We start from the raw sequence: 18,893 nt of genomic DNA on the forward strand, positions 1-18,893 counted from the left end.
CGCCCCTGACGGGCGCCCCCGCGTCAAGAGCGTCCCGAGCGTGCCAGTAGTGATGACAGCAGGCCCCTTGCCCGGCTTCCCGCACCGGGGGCGGGCCTGTCCGGCAGTTGTGGGACGGGCTCGTTCGCGTGGCGCGAGGCCGGCTGTTCCGGTGCCTTCGCCTTCTTGCCGCTGATGCGGATCATCGGGTGGCCCGCGACCTCCTCGGCGCCGTGCCACATGTCGTCCCGCTCCTTCAGGAACGCGGCGAGATCGGCGTGGATCTCGTCGTAGGCGCCCCACGTGCCGTAGAACTTCGTGGCCGTGATGCACAGCGGTTTGAGCCCGGTGCTCGCCACGGCGCCCCAGGTCGCCGCGGCCACGCCCGGACAGTGCTCGGCCCGGAAGTCGTCGAGCACCACGATCCCGTCCGTTCCCAGGAGCTCGCGGGCGGCGGCGATGTCCGCGTGGACGTGCTCGTACAGATGCGAGGCGTCGATGTGCACGAAGCGGCAGCTGTCCGCCGTCACGTGCGCGGTGATCCCGGACGACGGCTCCTGGACGATCCGCGGCAGCCCCTCGTGGAAGGAGCGGTAGTTGGCCTCGAACGCGCGACGCGTGAGGGTGGCGTACGAGCGGCCCATCTCGGCGGAGTTGGCCTTGTCGGGGGCGGGGGAGTCGAAGAGGTCGCAGACCGTGAACGTCTCGTCCGCGCGCAGGTACGTCCCCATGAAGATGGCGCTCTTGCCGAGGTACGCGCCGAGCTCCACGAGGTCACCGCGCTGCGCCCGGTCGAGCTGACGGCCCAGGATCCAGTCGAAGAGCACCTGGTCGACGGGGTGGAACCAGCCCTTCACGTCGGAGAGGCCGCGCGGCCGGGGCAGCTGGTCGGTCGCGGACGTGGTGGCTGAAGCGTTCTGCATATCTGGTCCCGGGGATGGGGGGAGAAGGACAGTGCGGCTAGAAGCGCGGAGTGGGCCGGGAGGTGTCGGCCCGCGGCAGCGGCTCGTCGGCCACCCCCGCGGCCGGTGCCGGGTGCCGGTCCGCAAGTGGCGCAACCGACGGTAGGCCCCCGGCTTCACCGAGCACCACATGCCTCACAACCCGTTCAGCCGCCCGACCGTCGTCGTACACGCAGAAGCGGTCTCGGAACGCCGCGCGCAGCTGCGCCGAGCGCGAGCCGCGCCAGTGCCCGGTGACGAAGATGTCGGTGAGTTCGTCCTGGTCGCGGGCGACGGCGCCGGGCGGGAACTCGCGGACGTCGAAGTAGGTGCCGCGGGCCGCCTCGTAGGCCTGTTGGTCCTCGGCGTGCAGGACGACGGGGCGGTCGAGGTTGGCGTAGTCGAACATCAGCGAGGAGTAGTCGGTGACCAGGGCGTCGGAGGCCAGGCAGAGGGATTCGACGCTGGGGTGGTCGGACACGTCGATCAGGCGGCCGGAGGAGGGGGCGAGGGGTGCCCCGTAGGAGTGGTGGGCGCGGGTGAGGACGACGAAGCGGGGTCCGAGGTGGTGCAGCATCCGTTCCAGGTCGAGGGAGCGCAGCTGGGTGTGGCGGTAGTCGCGGTGGGTGGGCGCGTAGAGGATGGCGACGGCGCCGCGGGGGATGCCGAGGGTTTCGCGGATGCGGGCCACGTCGGCGGTGGTCGCCCGCTGGTAGATGTCGTTGCGCGGGTAGCCGTACTCCAGGGTGGTGAAGGAGGCGGGGAAGACGCGTTCCCAGATGAGGGTGGAGTGCCGGTTGGCGGACAGGACGTAGTCCCATTTGTCGGCGTTGCGCAGGAGGGCGGCGAAGTCCATGCCGCGGGCGGCGGCGGGGCGGTCCTGGAGGTCGAGGCCCATCAGTTTCAGGGGGGTGCCGTGCTGGGTCTGGATCATGATCTGGCCGCGGCGTTTGACGAGTCTTCGGTCGAAGTTCACGTTGTTGACCAGGTACTTGGAGCGGGCGAGTGCGCTCCAGTAGGCGGCGGTGCCGGGGCGGAGCCTGCGGGTGGCGGTGGGCAGGGTGTGGTGGTGGGCCGGGTCGGCGATCCAGGCGGTGCGGATGTGGGGGGCGTGTTCGCGCAGGGCGGCTTCCAGGGCGCCGGGGTTGCAGCCGTAGCCGCGGCCCCAGTACGAGGAGAAGACGGCGCGGTCGGCGCGCAGGGGCAGGCAGAGCTGGATGCGGTAGTGCAGCTGGAGGGCGGCGCCCTTGGTGCGGCGCCGTGCGGTGGCCGCGTACCTTGCGGCCCTGGTGCGCAGGCGCAGGGCGGTCCACAGGGTGCGGTAGGTGCGGTGGGTGCCCAGGCGTACCAGGCCGTGGCGCAGGCGGGTGCGGGGGCGCAGGCGGGTGCCGGGGGCGCGGTAGCGGCGGTAGTGGGTGCGGGCCTTGCGCAGGAAGGCGGGGCGGCTGCCGGGCGGGAGGCGGTCGCGTTTGGTGAAGACGGTGGTGAGGTGGTCGACCATCCGCCGGAAGAGGAGCGGGCGCCAGGCGGCGGAGAGTTCGGGGTGCTGGTCGAGGAAGGCGAAGACCCGTTCGTACTGGTCGAAGATGTCGAAGTGGCGGCGGGTGGTGGTGCGCAGGATGCTGCCGCGGCGGCGCTGGAGGTAGTGCACACAGACCCGGTCGAGGGTGGCGATGGTGTCCGCCTTCATCAGGACCGGGTAGGTCCAGGGGGTGTCCTCGTAGAGGCCGGGCGGGAAGGTGAAGGCCTCGCGTTCGATGAAGTCGCGGCGGTACGCCTTGTTCCAGGCGACCATCAGGAGCCGCAGCAGGCCGGGCCGGTCGCTCAGTTTGAAGGCGGTGCGGCCGTCTTCCTTCAGGAGGCCCGCGAACTGGTTGCGGACCTCCTGGCCCGTCCAGAAGGTGCGCGCGTAGTCGTAGATCAGGACGTCCGGCTCGTCGGTCTCCTTGATGCGGTCGGAGATCGCGTGCAGGGAGTCGGGGGTGAGGGTGTCGTCGCTGTCCAGGAAGATCAGGTAGTCGCCGGTGGCGCGTTCCATGCCCGCGTTGCGTGCCCGGCCCAGGCCGACGTTCTCGGTGAGGTGGATCGCCGTCACGCGGGTGTCGCGGGCCGCGCATTCGTCGATGAGGGCGCCGCAGGCGTCGGGCGAGCAGTCGTCGACCACGATCAGTTCGAGGTCCGTGAACGACTGACGAAGAACCGATTCGAGGCATGCGTGCAGATATGCCTGCACCCTGTATACGGGCACGATCACACTGAACCGGGGCAAGGCACATCCATGGGTCGACGCGGGCATACTGCCCGAAAACGCCCCGGCCGCCGGTCGGGTTACGTCGAACGAGGCATACGGGGGATGCGGGGGAGCGGACGCGAGTGAGGCGGTCTCCGGTCGGAGGCCGCCTCACCCGTCGAACGTATTTGCCCGTACGGCGGATGCCGTCGGGGCTTGTCTCCCGGCCGCGCTACTTGACGCGTTACTTGACCGCGCCCGCCATCACGCCGGACACGAACTGCCGCTGGAACGCGAAGAACACGGCCAGCGGGATCACCATCGAGATGAACGCGCCGGGCGCCAGGATCTGCACGTTGTCGCCGAAGGACCGCACCTGCTGCTGGAGCGCGACCGTGATCGGCGGGCTCTCGGAGTCGGCGAAGATCAGCGCGATCAGCATGTCGTTCCAGACCCAGAGGAACTGGAAGATGCCGAGCGAGGCGATCGCGGGCGCGCCGAGCGGCATCACGACCCGGAAGAAGAGCCGCAGTTCACCGGCTCCGTCCAGGCGTGCGGCCTCCAGGAGTTCACGGGGTATCTCCGCGAAGAAGTTCCGCAGGAGGAAGATCGCGAACGGCAGGCCGAAGGCCACGTGGAAGACGACCACGCCGATCGTCGTCTCGAAGATCCCGATCGCGCCGAAGATCTTCGAGACGGGGAGCAGCGCCACCTGCACGGGGACCACGAGCAGCCCGACGACCCCCAGGAACCACCAGTCGCGGCCAGGGAACTCCATCCACGCGAAGGCGTATCCGGCGAGGGACCCGATGATCACCACGAGCAGTGTCGCCGGGACGGTGATCATGATGCTGGACAGGATCGAGTCGGTGATCGTCTCGTCCTTGAGGAGGTTCGTGTAGTTGTCCAGGGTCATCTGGGACGGCGCGCTGAAGACCTTCCACCAGCCGCTCTCGGCCATGTCGGACGAGGTGCGCAGCGAGCCGAGCAGCAGACCCACCGTCGGCACCAGCCAGAACAGCGCCACGACGACGAGGAAGACGCGTACGGCCGTGCCGCTCAGGACGGACGCGATCCGCCCGCCGAGCGACCGCTCGGCCTTCACCGCTTCGACTTGGGTGGTCATCGTCGAGCCTCCCGCCTGAGCCGCCGGACGTTAAAGAGCATCACCGGGATCACGAGGAGGAAGAGCAGTACGGCGATCGCGCTCGCCACGCCTGAATCCTTGTCGAGGAACGCGGAGTTGTAGAGCTGGAGTGCCAGGACGTTCGCGTCGTCCTTCGAGGAGTTCGGCGGGATGATGAAGATCAGGTCGAAGATCTTCAGTACGTTGATCATCAGCGTGACCGCCACCACCGCGAGCACGGGCGCGAGGATCGGCACGGTGATCCGGCGGAACACCTGCCACTCGTTGGCGCCGTCCACGCGGGCCGCCTCCAGGAGTTCACGCGGCACGCTCGCGAGACCGGCCGCGATCAGGACCATCGCGAAGCCCACCCAGATCCACAGGTACGAACCGATGACCGCGGGCGTGATGAGGGAGGGGCCGAGCCAGTCGACGCCGTTGTACGGCTCGCGGAAGTTCGACGCGGGGAAGCGGAGCTGGGCCCCGTCGGCTTCCTTGGGCAGCGCGAACGTGCCGTCGTCCGCCGCCTCGGTCGAGGCCACCACCTTGCCGTCCTTGACGGCCTCCACCTTGATCCCGGCATAGCCGAACTCGGTCTTGTCCGGGGCGTTCACCTCGCCGCGTCCCTTGCCGCGCGTGAAGTCCTGCCAGGCCGTCCCGGTGACCTTGTCGGGGTCCGGCTTCGCGGCGGCGGCGGACTTGGCGCTGTCCGGCATGTTGTCCGGCGCGACACCGGTCAGCGGCAACACCACCGGAGTTCCGGCGCTGACCGGCTTACGAGTGATGAAGGCGCCGCCGGCCGCCGATTTGAGCGGAGACTCCGTACTGGGATGGGCCTGCGGGAAGGCGGACGACTCGGCGAACGTGTCGTGCACCCCCACCATGACGGCGTTGGCGACACCCCGGTCGGGATCCGACTCGTACACGAGCCGGAAGATGATGCCGGCCGCGAGCATGGAGATCGCCATCGGCATGAAGATGACCAGCTTGAACGCCGTTCCCCAACGGATCCGTTCGGTGAGCACGGCGAAGATCAGGCCGAGCCCGGTCGCCAGGGTCGGGGCGACGACCACCCAGATCGCGTTGTTCTTGACCGCGGTGAGGATGGTGTCGTCGGTGAACAGCGTCTTGTAGTTGCCGAACGCCGTGAAGTCGCCCGACTTGTCGAAGAAGCTGCGGAAGACGGAGTACCCGATGGGGTACAGGACCAGAGCGCCGAGCAGCACCAGGGCGGGCAGCAGGAAAAGCACCGCCATGCCCTTGCGCGTGCCGGTCACGCTCTTGCGGCGGGGGACCGGGGGCAGCGCCGCATCGGGCGTGCCCCCGGCATTCGCGGACGCCACCGCGTCAGTCCTTGTAGGCCTTGGCGGCGGCGTTCTCCAGGGCCTTCTGCGTGCCCTCGACGTCCTTCGGGTTCGTCAGGAAGTCCTGCAACGCCTTCCACTCGCCCTTGCCGGGCGTGCCGCCGAAGGCCTGCGGGGCCTGGTCGGACATGTCGAAGCGGATGTCGTCGCCCGCCGCGATCAGCGCCTTGGCGATGCTCCGCTGCACGTCGTTCGGGTACGCCGCCAGGTCGAGGCTCTTGTTCGGCGAGACGAAGCCGCCCGCCTCCGCCCAGATCTTGGCCGAGTCCGGCGACGCGAGGTAGGTGAGCAGCGCCTGGGCGCCCTTGCTGTCCTTCAGCGCCACCGCCGCGTCACCGCCGACCACCGCGGGGGAGTCGTCGCCGACCGCGGGGAACGGGAACACCTTGGCGTCGGTGCCTATCTCGGCCTTCGTCTCCGAGATCGGCAGCGAGACCATGTCGCCCTCGAAGACCATGCCCGCCTTGGGCTGGTCGCCGCCGGTGAAGGTCTGCTTGACCGATGCGGGGAACTCGGTCTGCAGCGCGCCCTTGGCGCCGCCCGCCACGAAGCCCTTCGTGCCGAAGACCTCGCCGAGCGTGGTCAGCGCCTCCTTCACGGAGGGGTCCGTCCACTTGATCTCGTGCTTGGCGAGCTGGTCGTACTTCTCCGGGCCCGCCTGCGAGAGGTAGATGTTCTCGAACCAGTCGGTGAGGGTCCAGCCGTCGGCGCCCGCCACCGAGATCGGCGGTACACCGGAGTCGTACACCGTCTGGGCCGTCTTCATGAAGGCGTCCCAGGTCTTGGCCGGCTTGGCACCCGCGTTGTCGAAGACCTGGGTGTTGTACCAGACAAGGGACTTGTTGGCGGCCTTGAAGTACACGCCGTACTGCTTGCCGTCGACGGCGCCGAGGTCCTGCCAGCCCTTCGCGTAGTTCTTGTCGAGCTGCTTCTGCGCCTCGGGCCCGACGGGCTTGGCCCACTTGTTCTGCACGGCCTGCTCGATCGCGCCGACCTGCGGAAGCATCGCGACGTCCGGCGGCGCGCCGCCCGCGACCTTCGACTCCAGGAAGCTGATGATCGGGTCCTGGGCGGGCACGAAGGTGACCTTGGCCCCGGTCCGCTTCTCGAACTCGTCGAGAACCTTGAGGAAGACCTTCCGTTCCGAGCCGCCCCATACGGCCGCGACGGACACGGTCTGCCCGTCCAGCTTGGGCAGTTTGACCGCGGCGGCGCTCTCCTTGCCGCCGCTCTTGTCCCCGCCGTTCCCGTCGTCGTCTCCGTCGCCGCCGCATGCGGTGACGGAGAGCGCGAGCGCGCTCGCGACGAAGGCCGCGGCGAATCTGGCGGTGGTACGCCGGTGGTGCGGTGCCCTGCGTGTACGAAGAGTGCTGCCCATCACTGCCCCGTTCTCATCCCTGGCGAGTCCGTGCGGTCTGTTTACGCCCGCCCGGGGAGACGCGGCAAGAGCGCCAACCATGACAACTGGGTGATCGTGATGGCGTTGTGACGTGCCGTCATGAGCTGCGGGGTCGCCCTTGCTGTTGCTTCTGTTGGGAGCAGGCGGACGGCGCCGCTCCCGTTGTGGACGAGCGGGCCGGGCCGCCCCGTCGTGGCCCGGGGCTACAGAAGGGACGGCACCTGATCCGCGGCCACGGAGCGGGCGGCCCGCTCCAGCGCACTGGCGAGCAACGCCAGGTCGGTGGGGCCGTTGCCCAGTTCCCGCACGGGCCGGCGGGCGGGAGGGTCCCCCATCCGCTCCCACTCCAGCGGAACGACGGTGGGCCGCAGCGTGGACGTACGAGGAATGCGCCCGGTGACCCGCCCCGCCTGAAAGGGGCTCACCCGCCCCTCGGCGGTACGCAACTCCCCGCGCCCCGGGGCAGGCTCCTCCGGTCCCGGGGAAACCGCGTCCAGCGCGACCCGCAACGCGGCCCGCCGCCCCAACTCGGTATCGGGAGTCCGGTCGCTGCACGCGGTGGTGGCCACCAGATGCACCCCGAGCCGCTCCCCGTCCCTGGCCACGGCCTCCAGCGCGCGCACGACGGACCCCGCGGCGGGCCGCCCCGGCGATCCCAGTGCGGGCGAAAGCAGGGCGTCGAAGTCGTCGACGAGCACGACGAGCCGAGGCAGCGGAGGTCCCGGCTCGACTCCCTTGCGCGCGGCAGCCGCGGGCCGCAGTCGCATCGTGGAACTCGGCGGCGCATCGAGGTCACCCCCGCCGCCACCGATCCCGCCGACCCCGCCGATCATGGCGCCCCCGGCGGCGGCCGCCTGCGCATGCCACTCCGCGAACCCGAGCCGCCCCAGCAGCTCGGCCCGCCGCTTCAGCTCGGCGGTCAGGGACTGGGCGAACTCCCGCATGCGCACGGGGTCGTTGGCGGCGAGATGCGTGGTGACATGCGGCAGGTCCATACAGACCGCGAGGCCTTCGACCAGCCGTATGTTCGCTCCGTTCGTCCCGCTGCCCCCGCTCCCCGTGCTGTCCCGCCCGTCGATCAGGACCATGCCGAGCCGGTCGGGCCGCTCCGCGGCGGCCAGCGAGGCGGCGATGGAGCGCAGCAGTTCCGTACGACCGCTCCCCGAAGGGCCCTCGGCGAGGACATGCGGGCCCTCGGCGGCGAGGTCCATGACCACGGGCCCGCGCGGCCCCGCCCCGAGCACGGCCCAGGCCCGCCCGCCCAGCGCCTCCGCGTCGTCGGCGGCAGCGGCCCACCGGGCCATCAGGGACGCGGGGGTGGCCCGCGCGAGACCCAACTCATCGAGCAGCCGAGCCATTTGGGGCAACGGAGCGGACACGCGCGCGTGTCCGTCGCCGGGCGCCCCGTCCGTGCGGAAAGGCGCCAGGGCGCGGGCGAACCGCTCGGCCCAGGCCTGCGACACCGCGTCCACCGCGGCGACCGTGCCGTGCCCAGCGGGCTGCCCGTCCACGGTGCGCAGCAGCCGCAGCGCGGTCGCCACGTCGCCGCTGAGGAGCGCGACGGCACCGCAGGCGCGGAAGGCCGGAGAGACGGAGCAGGCGGCTTCATACGTGGCGGAGACCGGCGACGCGGGTGACGCGGCGGGTGTCTCCGCCAGGCAGACGACATGGATCCCGGCGGCGGCCCCTTCCCGCGCGAGCCGCACCACGGCTTCCCGCAGCCCGGCGGACCCGGGATCGCCGTCCACCACGACCACGGCGCGGGGCCCGGCATCAGGGAGGCCGTCGGCTGCGCTGCCGGCAGTGTCGGCGGCGGACGCCTGGTCCGCCGCGTAGTCGTCGAGGCGGCGCAGCAGCTCTCCGGTGCGGGCGGCGGCCTGCTCGCGGTCGTAGGCGAGGAGGAGGCGGCAGTCCTGGCCGTGCGTGGGCCGCAGGTGCGGGAGCCAGCCGAGCCAGGACCACTCGGCGGTGCGCTCCTGCACGGTCCGTGCGCGGTCCGTGCTGAGCAGCACGATCTCCAGGGCGTCGGGGGAGTGCATGGCCGCGAGCTGGGCGACGACGGCACGGGCGAGCCCCGTGAGCCGCCCGCGCGGGCCCGCGAGGCCGAGCGCCCCCGCCTCGCGCAGGCTGACCGTCACGGGCACGGCGGGCAGCAGGCCCCGCTCGTCGGGGGCCGTGCGGTCGACCGTGCCGAGCCGGACCGCGAGGGCCTCGGGGTGGCCGGGGCCGCGCTCCCAGAGCCGGGGGCCGGGGCCGAGCGCGGTGAGCAGCAGGGCCGCGGGATCGGGCCAGGACTCCGGGGTGCGCGCGGCGGCGGCCACCGCGAGATCCTCCGGGGTGGGCCCGGCCGGTTGCGGGGACACGGCGTGGCTCCCCGTCCCGTACGGATCGTCTTCGGGGCCGTCCGGCCCGTACTCCTCGTCGCGGGCGCCCGTGAGCCGCCGGGCCCAGGCCGAGAGGCCGCCGCGCTTGCGGAGATTGCGGGGCACGGTCGTCCCGCGCGCGGGGGTGCCGGTGCGGGCGCTCTCGGCGTCCGGGGCGCCGCCCTGCTGGGGCACGACCGGGGCATCGGCGAGGGAGGTCTGGCCATACGCCCCCTCCGGTGCGTACGCAGGGCCGCGGCCGTCCTCACCCACGCCCGGGAAGGCGGCGGAGCCGTACGCGTGGTGGGTGCCTTCGGAGGGCGCGCGGCCGTCTTCGGGGGGAGTGTCCCGGGGGTGGTCGCCGCTCGCGGTGATCCGCACGCGCACGTGCCCCTCGCCGTCCGGGGCCGTGGCAAGCGCGCCGCCCGTCCCGTCCCCGGCGGTCAGCCGCAGCGCGGACTCGCCGAGCCGCAGCAGCGAGCCGGGGGTCAGGCGCACCGGGCGGTCGGTGATGTCGCGGCCGTCCACCGTCGTGCCGTTCGTGGACCCGAGGTCCGTGACGGTGACCTGGCCGTCCGGGGCGAGCGTCACCGCGCAGTGCAGCCGCGAGACGTCCGGGTCGTCCAGCGGGACGTCCGCGTCCGCGGAGCGGCCCACGCGGATCTGGCCGCCGTGCAGGAGATGCACTCCGCCCGCGTCGGGGCCCGCGACCACATGCAACTGGACGGCGGCCGAGGCGAGTTCGGGACCGGGCTCGGCGGGGGAGCCGAGCGAGAGCACCGCTCCGTCGATCAGCGGGGGTTCCCCGACGGTGCAGCGCTGGGCGTCGAGGCGCTCCGACTCCGCGTACAGGACGACGGGTCCCTCGCCGCCCGCGACGGCGGCCGCGAGGCCCGATGCGACGGTGGCGAGCGCGGTTCCGGCAGGGGCCGTGACAAGGACGTCGCAGGCGCCGCGCGGCACGGCAGAGCGGCCTTCGGACTCGGCGGTCTGGCCGCTGCGCGGCCCGAGGACGGTCAGCCGGATCTGCATCGCCGTCAGCGGTCCCTTCTGCCCTTGCCGCCGGGCACGGGGACGCGCGTTGTGCTCGCGCTGTGATTCCCCCCACCGCACACGGCCACGTCGGCCAGTAACAAGAAGGCATCTTCGCACCTGCCACTGACAACACGCCCGGCGGCCACCGTTAAGTGATCTTGATTGGTCGGCTCTGCTCGGAAAAGTGCCTGCTTGAACCGTTGCGATCGCCCGTCACCCCATCGTGACGAAGGTCAATTCGACGCCCATCGGCAACCAACGACCACACTGGAGCGTCTTTCCACCGAACAGCTATCCGGTCACCCGGCGACCGGGTCGGAATGAGACCGGCCGGTGCCCCGTTCGGCGGCACTAGAGTGGGTCGGAACATCTTCCGGCGGGTAGCCGGGTCCCGACAGACCAGCCAGATCAGCAGATCAGCAGGGAGCATGACGTGCGGCCGGTAGGCAGCAAGTACCTGCTCGAGGAGCCGCTCGGGCGCGGCGCCACGGGCACCGTCTGGCGAGCCCGCCAGCGCGAGACCGCAGGTGCGGAGGCAGCGGTTCCCGGCCAGCCCGGCGAGACCGTCGCGATCAAGGTTCTCAAGGAGGAGCTCGCCAACGACGCGGACATCGTGATGCGCTTCCTGCGCGAGCGATCAGTCCTGCTCAGGCTCACGCACCCGAACATCGTGCGGACCCGCGACCTGGTCGTCGAGGGAGAGCTCCTCGCCCTGGTCATGGACCTGGTCGAAGGCCCCGACCTGCACCGCTACCTCCGCGAGAACGGCCCGTTCTCGCCGGTCGGCGCGGCCCTGATGACCGCCCAGATCGCCGACGCCCTCGCCGCGAGTCACGCGGACGGCGTCGTGCACCGGGACCTGAAGCCCGCGAACGTCCTGCTCAAGCAGGACGCCGACGGCTCGATGCACCCGATGCTCACCGACTTCGGCATCGCGCGCCTCGCCGACTCCCCGGGCCTGACCCGCACCCACGAATTCGTCGGCACGCCCGCGTACGTGGCGCCCGAGTCCGCCGAGGGCCGCCCGCAGACCAGCGCCGTCGACATCTACGGCGCGGGCATCCTCCTGTACGAGCTCGTCACCGGCAGCCCGCCCTTCGGCGGCGGCTCGGCCCTCGAAGTGCTTCACCAGCATTTGAGCGCCGAACCGCGCCGCCCCTCGACGGTCCCGGACCCGCTGTGGACGGTCATAGAACGCTGCCTCAGCAAGAACCCCGACCACCGCCCCAGCGCCGAGAACCTCGCGCGCGGCCTGCGGGCCGTCGCGGAGGGCGTGGGCGTGCACGCGTCCAGCGCGCAGATCGCCGCGGCGGAGGGCGTGGGCGCCCTCCTCATGCCCGACCCGGATCCGGCCATGGTGCCGGGCACACCCGGAGCCGCCGATCCCACCCAGGTGCTCCCGAACAACGCGGGGTCGTACGACCCGAACGCCGCGACCAGCGTCATGCAGAACACCGGCTCCGGTCACGGCGACGCCGACCCGACCTCGGTGCTCCCCAGCGGCTCCCGCGGCGCCGCCGACCCGACGGCCGTCATGCCGCCGGTCCCGCCGAACCAGCCCGGCGGCGACCCGAACGACCCGCATCCCTGGCAGAACCAGATGCGGGCGGCCCGCGACCGCAACGAACAGACGCAGGTCCAGTCGTACGTCGACCCGAACCAGGACCCGCTGCGCCGCCGCCCCCAGCGCCAGGTGGCCCGCCCCCAGCAGCAGCAGCCGCGCCCCCAGCAGTACGCGCCGCAGCAGCAGCGTCCCGCCCAGCGCCAGCAGTACGCGCCGCAGCAGCAGCCCCAGCAGTACGCGCCGCCGCAGCAGGCGCCGCCCCAGCAGCCGCCCGCCGGACGGCCGCCGCGCGAGCCCAGGCAGCGCGGCTCGAACCCGAACCGGATGAAGATCCCCGGTCTGGGCTGCCTCAAGGGGTGCCTCTTCACGCTCATCATCCTCTTCGTGGCGAGCTGGCTCGTCTGGGAGCTGAGCCCGCTCCAGGAGTGGATCGGCACGACGAAGGGCTACTGGGAGCAGCTGACGGACTGGTACGACACGGTCGCCGGCTGGATGGGCAAGCTGAACGGCAATTAGCGACTCCGCGGTCAGTGGTGGGCGAATCTCCCCCCGACTCTGGGGATTTGTCGACACCTGCGGGGTGATTTCTGCTCCTGGAGTGAAGGTTGGCGTCAAGGCCGCGTAGCTTTGTCGCCAACACGCATCCGTAGGAGCAGTCTTGGCACGCAAGATCGGCAGCCGGTACACCGCCCACCAGATCCTTGGTCGGGGCAGCGCCGGCACGGTGTGGCTGGGCGAGGGACCCGAGGGGCCCGTCGCGATCAAGCTGCTGCGCGAGGACCTGGCGTCCGACCAGGAACTCGTCGGCCGCTTCGTCCAGGAGCGCACGGCTCTGCTCAGCCTCGACCACGCGCGCGTGGTGGGCGTCCACGACCTGGTGGTCGACGGCAACGACCTCGCCCTGGTCATGGACCTGGTCCGGGGCACGGACCTGCGCACTCGCCTCGACCGTGAGCGGCGCCTGGCTCCGGAGGCGGCGGTGGCGATCGTCGCCGACGTCGCGGACGGACTCGCGGCGGCGCACGCGGCGCAGATCGTGCACCGTGACGTGAAGCCGGAGAACGTCCTGCTCGACATGCAGGGACCGCTGGGCCCCGGCGGCTCGCACCCCGCGCTCCTCACGGACTTCGGCGTCGCCAAACTGATCGACTCCCCGCGCCGCACCCGCGCGACGAAGATCATCGGTACGCCGGACTACCTCGCCCCGGAGATCATCGAGGGGCTGCCGCCGCGGGCCGCCGTCGACATCTACGCCCTCGCCACCGTCCTGTACGAGCTCCTGGCGGGCTTCACGCCCTTCGGCGGCGGGCACCCCGGAGCGGTCCTGCGCCGCCACGTCACGGAAACGGTTGTGCCGCTGCCCGGCATCCCGGACGAGCTCTGGCAGCTGATGGTCCAGTGCCTGGCCAAGGCCCCGGCGTCCCGGCTGCGCGCCTCCGAGCTCGCGGCGCGGCTTCGGGAGCTCCAGCCGCTGGTGGCGGGGATGCCGCCGCTCGACGTGGACGAGCCGGAGACGGAGGCGCCCGCGGAGGAGGCGGAGGAGGAGCCCGCGCCGGAGCCGACGCCGGGTGCCCCGCGCCGCGGGGCCGTCCCCCTCGTCCCCGGTTCGTCCCCCGACTCGAACCGCGACACCCACACCTCCATGCGGGTCCCCGGCCCCGACGAGCTCGCCGGGGGCGCCCGTGGCACGGCGCGCGCCCCCCGCGCGTCCGGCGCGGCCCGACCTGGGTCGGCCCGCCACCGCGCCTCCGCCCGTCGCCGCAGGATCACGCTCGGCGTGGCGGGGGCGGTTCTGGTGGCCGCGGCGGGCATCGGCACCTGGGCCGCCACAAGCGGCGACGACCCCGACACGGGCCCCCAGGACACAAACAACTCCTCCCCTTCAACGCCGTAGCCCCCTGGGCAGCGGGCCTGAGGCGTGCGTGCGCCCCTTACCTGCGGCCGTCCTGCCCAGCGGCTCCGGGGCGTGCGCCCTTAGCTGCGGCCGTCCTGCCCAGCGAGCCCCGGGGCTTGCGCCCCTTGCCCGCGGTCCTCTCGCTCGGCGAGCCCGCTCTGTCCCGGCGCTTAGCGCTGGTCCGGGGTCTCCTCCTGTCCCGGCGCTTCGCGCCGGAGTTTTCCCCGCCCACCCACCCGATTGCTCCGGGTAATCGGGTGGGTGGGCGGGAGAGATCCGGCGCGAAGCGCCGGGACAGGACAAGCCAAAGCCGACCGCCAGCCGTACAGGACGGCACCGCCCCGAGCCACGGTCCGCAGCCGCAAAAGGCAGCACCGCCCCGAGCTGCGGTCCGCAGCCACGAAAGACAGCCCAGACCCGAGCCGCCGACCGCCAGCCGCATGAGACAGCCCAGCCCCGAGCCACGGCCCGCAGCCGCAAGAGACAGCACCGCCCCGAGCAGCGGCCCGCAGTCGGACGGGACAGCACGCCCCGAGCCGCGCTCGGCGGTGGCGCGTGCGAAGGCGGGGCACGGTGACCCGTGGGGCGCGGGATGTGCCGGCAGGCCCGCAGGGCCAGCCCCCCGGGGCACCGGAGGTATCCGTCCCCCGGGCCGGGAGGCCGGACCGCTTGCGTCCAGCCGTTAGGCTGGTCCCGTGGCAGTCGTCGATGTATCCGAAGAGCTCAAGTCCCTCTCCTCGACCATGGAGTCGATCGAGGCCGTCCTGGACCTCGACAAGCTGAGGGCAGACATCGCTGCGCTCGAGGAGCAGGCGGCCGCGCCGTCCCTCTGGGACGACCCGGAAGCGGCCCAGAAGATCACCAGCAAGCTGAGCCACCTCCAGGCGGAGGTGCGCAAGGCCGAAGCGCTCCGCGGTCGCATCGACGACCTCAGCGTTCTCTTCGAGATGGCCGAGGAGGAGGACGACCCGGACACCCGCGCCGAGGCCGAGACCGAGCTCACCGCCGTCAAGAAGGCGCTGGACGAGATGGAAGTCCGCACGCTGCTCTCCGGGGAGTACGACGCCCGTGAGGCGCTCGTCACCATCCGCGCGGAGGCCGGCGGCGTCGACGCCTCCGACTTCGCCGAGAAGCTCCAGCGCATGTACCTCCGCTGGGCCGAGCGCCACGGCTACAAGACGGAGCTCTACGAAACCTCGTACGCGGAAGAGGCCGGCATCAAGTCGACCACCTTCGCCGTCCAGGTCCCGTACGCCTACGGAACCCTCTCCGTCGAGCAGGGCACCCACCGCCTGGTCCGCATCTCGCCCTTCGACAACCAGGGCCGCCGCCAGACCTCCTTCGCCGGAGTCGAGATCCTCCCGGTCGTCGAGCAGACCGACCACATCGAGATCGACGAGTCCGAGCTGCGCATCGACGTCTACCGCTCGTCGGGCCCCGGCGGCCAGGGCGTGAACACGACCGACTCCGCGGTCCGCCTGACGCACATCCCGACCGGCATCGTCGTCTCCTGTCAGAACGAGCGCTCGCAGATCCAGAACAAGGCGAGCGCGATGAACGTCCTCCAGGCCAAGCTCCTCGAGCGCCGCCGCCAGGAGGAGCAGGCGAAGATGAACGCCCTCAAGGGAGACGGCGGCAATTCCTGGGGCAACCAGATGCGGTCGTACGTCCTGCACCCGTACCAAATGGTCAAGGACCTGCGCACGGAGTTCGAAGTGGGCAACCCCGAGTCCGTGTTCAACGGCGAGATCGACGGTTTCCTCGAAGCCGGAATTCGCTGGCGCAAGCAGCAGGAGAAGTAAGCACCGCTTTATCGACAAGGCAACTGCCGCCCAAGAGGCGGCAGTTGCCTTTTACGTCACAGTCACATCTCCGTACGCCGGTCAACTGCTGTTATTTCAGACATCGCAGGCGCAACGACCTTGACGACGCTCCGGAAACTGGAAAGGCTAGCGAGCGGCATGCGTATCTCTGGGGCGCGTGTGATCTGTGGGGGCGGATAGCGCGCTCCCGACGAGCGCAGTCCCGGACGCTGCCTCACTGACGATTCAGCTACTGGGGGTAGCAGCCAGATGACCAAGAAGACGCGTATCCGCGTAGCGCGCATAGCAGCCGGTGCGGTGATCGCCGCCGGTGCTTCGCTGACCGCTGCGGGTGCCGCCTCGGCCCTTGACGTCGGCGTGGACCTCGGCGGCGGCACGGGCGTCAACGCCAGCGCCGACGAGAACGGCATCGGTGTCGACGTCGGTATCGGCGAGGACGAGCCGACCGAGGACCCCACGGAGATCCCGACGGAGCCCACCGAGGGCCCGACGGAGCCGACCGAGGAGCCCACGGAGCCCACCGAGGAGCCGACCGAGCCCACCGAGGAGCCCACGGAGCCCACCGAGGACCCGACGGACCCCGGCACGCCCACCGAGGACCCGACCGACCCCGGCACGCCCACCGAGGACCCCAGCGACCCCGGTAACGGCAACGGCACCGGCGGTAGCGGCAACGGCGGCAACGACAACGACCCCGACGGCGGAGCCAACAACCCCGTCGAGCAGGGCAAGGGCAAGGACAGCCTGAACGACACGGGCACCGCCCCGGTCGAGCAGGGTGACAAGGCCGACAAGGGCGAGCTCGCCGAGACGGGCGCCGCCGAGACCACGTTCCTGCTCATCGGTGCCGCGACGATGATCGCCGGCGGCATCGGCTTCCGCGTTCTGCCGCGCTTCGTCGGCAACCGCGGCGCCGCTGCCTGATAGCAGGCACCGGCACGGCACGGCACGGCACGACATGAAGGAAGGGCCCGGAGCATCCAGCTCCGGGCCCTTCCCGCGTCCTTGCGCGCGCCTCAGGGGCGCGCTAAGCGGTCTGGTGCGCCAGCAGGGCCACCGCCGCTATCAGCACGACGAGCACCCCTATCAGGGCCGCCGGGCTGAGGCCGCCGAACGGCCCCTCTTGCTGCATGCGCTCGCGATTGGCCCGGCACACGGGGCAGCGGCCTTCGCTCACGGGCGCCGCGCAGTTCGCGCACACCAACCTGTCGTAGGTCATGCGCTCCTCCTCCCGCACAGTCACAGCCTGCCCAACGCTAGGGGGAACTCAACCGTTCCCCCTACCACTGTGCCAGCTTCCACGAGTTTCGGCGCGGCCCGCCCGTCCTCGTCGGTTTCCGGCTGTTACGTTCCGTGGTATATCCGCGACAATTAGCGCAACTCAGGACGCTGACTGCGCTCTCGTACCGGCTTCGCGTATGGTCACGCTCACCTACCCCCGGCGACCCGTGGTGCATCCGTGATCCGATTCGACAACGTCTCCAAGGCCTACCCCAAGCAGACCCGGCCCGCCCTCCGGGATGTCTCTCTGGAGATCGAGAAGGGCGAGTTCGTCTTCCTGGTGGGCTCTTCCGGTTCCGGAAAGTCCACCTTCCTGCGGTTGGTCCTGCGTGAGGAGCGCACCAGCCACGGCCAGGTGCACGTCCTCGGCAAGGACCTCGCGCGCCTCTCCAACTTCAAGGTGCCGCACATGCGGCGCCAGTTGGGCACCGTCTTCCAGGACTTCCGCCTCCTTCCGAACAAGACCGTCGGCGAGAACGTCGCCTTCGCGCAGGAAGTCATCGGCAAGTCCCGCGGCGAGATCCGCAAGTCCGTGCCCCAGGTCCTCGACCTCGTCGGCCTCGGCGGCAAGGAGGACCGGATGCCCGGCGAGCTCTCCGGTGGTGAGCAGCAGCGGGTGGCGATCGCGCGAGCCTTCGTCAACCGCCCCAAGCTCCTGATCGCCGACGAGCCGACCGGCAACCTCGACCCGCAGACGTCGGTCGGCATCATGAAGCTGCTCGACCGGATCAACCGGACCGGCACGACCGTCGTCATGGCGACCCACGACCAGCAGATCGTGGACCAGATGCGCAAGCGGGTCATCGAGCTGGAGAAGGGCCGTCTCGTCCGCGACCAGTCGCGCGGCGTTTACGGCTACCAGCACTGACGACCCGTACTGATCCACTGAAAGGACGCCATGCGCGCCCAGTTCGTCCTGTCGGAGATCGGCGTCGGTCTCCGCCGTAATCTCACGATGACCTTCGCGGTCGTCGTCTCCGTGGCCCTCTCGCTCGCCCTGTTCGGCGGCTCGCTGCTCATGCGTGACCAGGTGAGCACGATGAAGGGCTTCTGGTACGACAAGGTCAACGTCTCGATCTTCCTCTGCAACAAGGCCGACGCGGAGCAGGACCCCAAGTGCGCCAAGGGCGCCGTCACGAACGAGCAGAAGGAACAGGTCAAGACCGACCTGGACAAGATGCCCGTCGTGGACAAGGTCCAGTACGAATCGGCCGACGAGGCGTACAAGCACTACAAGGAGCAGTTCGGCGACTCCCCGCTGTCCAGCTCGCTCACGCCGGACCAGATGCAGGAGTCGTACCGCATCAAGCTGAAGGACCCGGAGAAGTACCAGGTGGTCGCGACCGCCTTCTCGGGGCGTGACGGCGTGCAGTCGGTGCAGGACCAGAAGGGCATCCTGGAGAACCTCTTCGGGCTGCTCAACGGCATGAACTGGGCGGCGCTGGCGGTGATGGCGCTGATGCTCGTGGTGGCACTGATGCTGATCGTCAACACGGTGCGTGTCTCCGCGTTCAGCCGGAGACGTGAAACCGGCATCATGCGGCTCGTCGGCGCCTCCAGCTTCTACATCCAGGCGCCGTTCATCATGGAGGCCGCCGTCGCCGGTCTCATCGGTGGCGGACTTGCCTGCGGAATGCTCCTCGTGGGCCGGTACTTCATCATCGACCACGGCCTCGCGCTCTCCGAGAAGCTGAACCTGATCCAGTTCATCGGGTGGGACGCGGTCCTCGCCAAGCTGCCGCTGGTGCTCGCCATCAGCCTGCTGATGCCCGCGCTCGCCGCGTTCTTCGCGTTGCGCAAGTACCTGAAGGTGTGACAAAACCCGCCTGTGCATCGGGGCGTCGTGCGGTTCAACCGACCGTACGGCGCCCTTCGTTGTCCTAGACTCACCGGC

Annotated in this window: 13 protein-coding genes; 6 read left to right on the forward strand and 7 right to left on the reverse strand. The window is 70.9% G+C overall.

Annotated features, from left to right (window positions below; all coding sequences use genetic code 11):
• Positions 1-23 precede the first annotated feature (23 nt).
• The 6 genes from ABZ906_RS28915 to ABZ906_RS28940 form a co-directional block, all read right to left on the reverse strand.
• Entirely contained in the window at positions 24-902 is an 879-nt protein-coding gene (locus ABZ906_RS28915; protein WP_361387557.1) for a class I SAM-dependent methyltransferase, read from the reverse strand.
• Between the two features lie 37 nt (positions 903-939).
• Positions 940-3,189: a bifunctional glycosyltransferase family 2 protein/CDP-glycerol:glycerophosphate glycerophosphotransferase gene (locus ABZ906_RS28920; RefSeq protein WP_361387560.1), complete on the reverse strand. Its 2,250-nt coding sequence runs from the start codon at positions 3,187-3,189 to the stop codon at positions 940-942.
• A 205-nt stretch (positions 3,190-3,394) separates the two neighbouring features.
• Positions 3,395-4,276 carry a carbohydrate ABC transporter permease gene (locus tag ABZ906_RS28925; RefSeq protein ID WP_361186820.1) on the reverse strand — a complete coding sequence of 294 codons (882 nt, stop codon included), beginning with the start codon at positions 4,274-4,276 and terminating at the stop codon, positions 3,395-3,397.
• Positions 4,273-5,553 (reverse strand): sugar ABC transporter permease, encoded by a 1,281-nt coding sequence (locus ABZ906_RS28930; protein ID WP_361388010.1) that lies wholly within the window; start codon positions 5,551-5,553, stop codon positions 4,273-4,275. Before ABZ906_RS28930 ends, ABZ906_RS28925 begins: the two co-directional genes overlap by 4 nt.
• Positions 5,554-5,623: 70 nt before the next feature.
• On the reverse strand, positions 5,624-7,018 hold the full coding sequence (locus ABZ906_RS28935; protein WP_361387563.1) for an ABC transporter substrate-binding protein: 1,395 nt from the start codon (positions 7,016-7,018) through the stop codon (positions 5,624-5,626).
• A 224-nt stretch (positions 7,019-7,242) separates the two neighbouring features.
• The gene (locus ABZ906_RS28940) at positions 7,243-10,434 is read right to left on the reverse strand and encodes an FHA domain-containing protein (protein ID WP_361387566.1); all 3,192 of its coding nucleotides are present in this window, start codon (positions 10,432-10,434) and stop codon (positions 7,243-7,245) included.
• Positions 10,435-10,870: 436 nt separating this feature from the next.
• Here ABZ906_RS28940 and ABZ906_RS28945 point away from each other — a divergent pair, with 436 nt between their 5' ends.
• The 4 genes from ABZ906_RS28945 (at position 10,871) to ABZ906_RS28960 (ending at position 16,642) form a co-directional block, all read left to right on the forward strand.
• Positions 10,871-12,517: a serine/threonine-protein kinase gene (locus ABZ906_RS28945; RefSeq protein WP_361387569.1), complete on the forward strand. Its 1,647-nt coding sequence runs from the start codon at positions 10,871-10,873 to the stop codon at positions 12,515-12,517.
• Positions 12,518-12,659: 142 nt separating this feature from the next.
• A complete protein-coding gene (locus tag ABZ906_RS28950) occupies positions 12,660-13,895 on the forward strand; it encodes a serine/threonine-protein kinase (RefSeq protein WP_361186809.1) in 1,236 nt (411 codons plus the stop codon).
• A gap of 695 nt (positions 13,896-14,590) precedes the next feature.
• Positions 14,591-15,697 (forward strand): peptide chain release factor 2, encoded by a 1,107-nt coding sequence (gene prfB, locus ABZ906_RS28955; protein ID WP_361186807.1) that lies wholly within the window; start codon positions 14,591-14,593, stop codon positions 15,695-15,697.
• Positions 15,698-15,967: 270 nt separating this feature from the next.
• On the forward strand, positions 15,968-16,642 hold the full coding sequence (locus ABZ906_RS28960) for an LPXTG cell wall anchor domain-containing protein (RefSeq protein WP_361387572.1): 675 nt from the start codon (positions 15,968-15,970) through the stop codon (positions 16,640-16,642).
• Positions 16,643-16,745: 103 nt separating this feature from the next.
• On the opposite strand, the gene ABZ906_RS28965 is transcribed toward ABZ906_RS28960, so the two are convergent.
• A complete protein-coding gene (locus tag ABZ906_RS28965) occupies positions 16,746-16,937 on the reverse strand; it encodes a hypothetical protein (protein WP_361186803.1) in 192 nt (63 codons plus the stop codon).
• A 240-nt stretch (positions 16,938-17,177) separates the two neighbouring features.
• Between ABZ906_RS28965 and ftsE the strand changes: the two genes are divergently transcribed.
• A complete protein-coding gene (gene ftsE, locus ABZ906_RS28970; protein ID WP_030788113.1) occupies positions 17,178-17,867 on the forward strand; it encodes a cell division ATP-binding protein FtsE in 690 nt (229 codons plus the stop codon).
• Positions 17,868-17,897: 30 nt separating this feature from the next.
• Entirely contained in the window at positions 17,898-18,815 is a 918-nt protein-coding gene (gene ftsX, locus ABZ906_RS28975) for a permease-like cell division protein FtsX (RefSeq protein ID WP_361387575.1), read from the forward strand.
• The last annotated feature ends 78 nt before the right edge of the window (positions 18,816-18,893 follow it).

Origin of the sequence: Streptomyces sp. NPDC046925 (genome assembly GCF_040644915.1) — a bacterium.
Classification (GTDB): domain Bacteria; phylum Actinomycetota; class Actinomycetes; order Streptomycetales; family Streptomycetaceae; genus Streptomyces.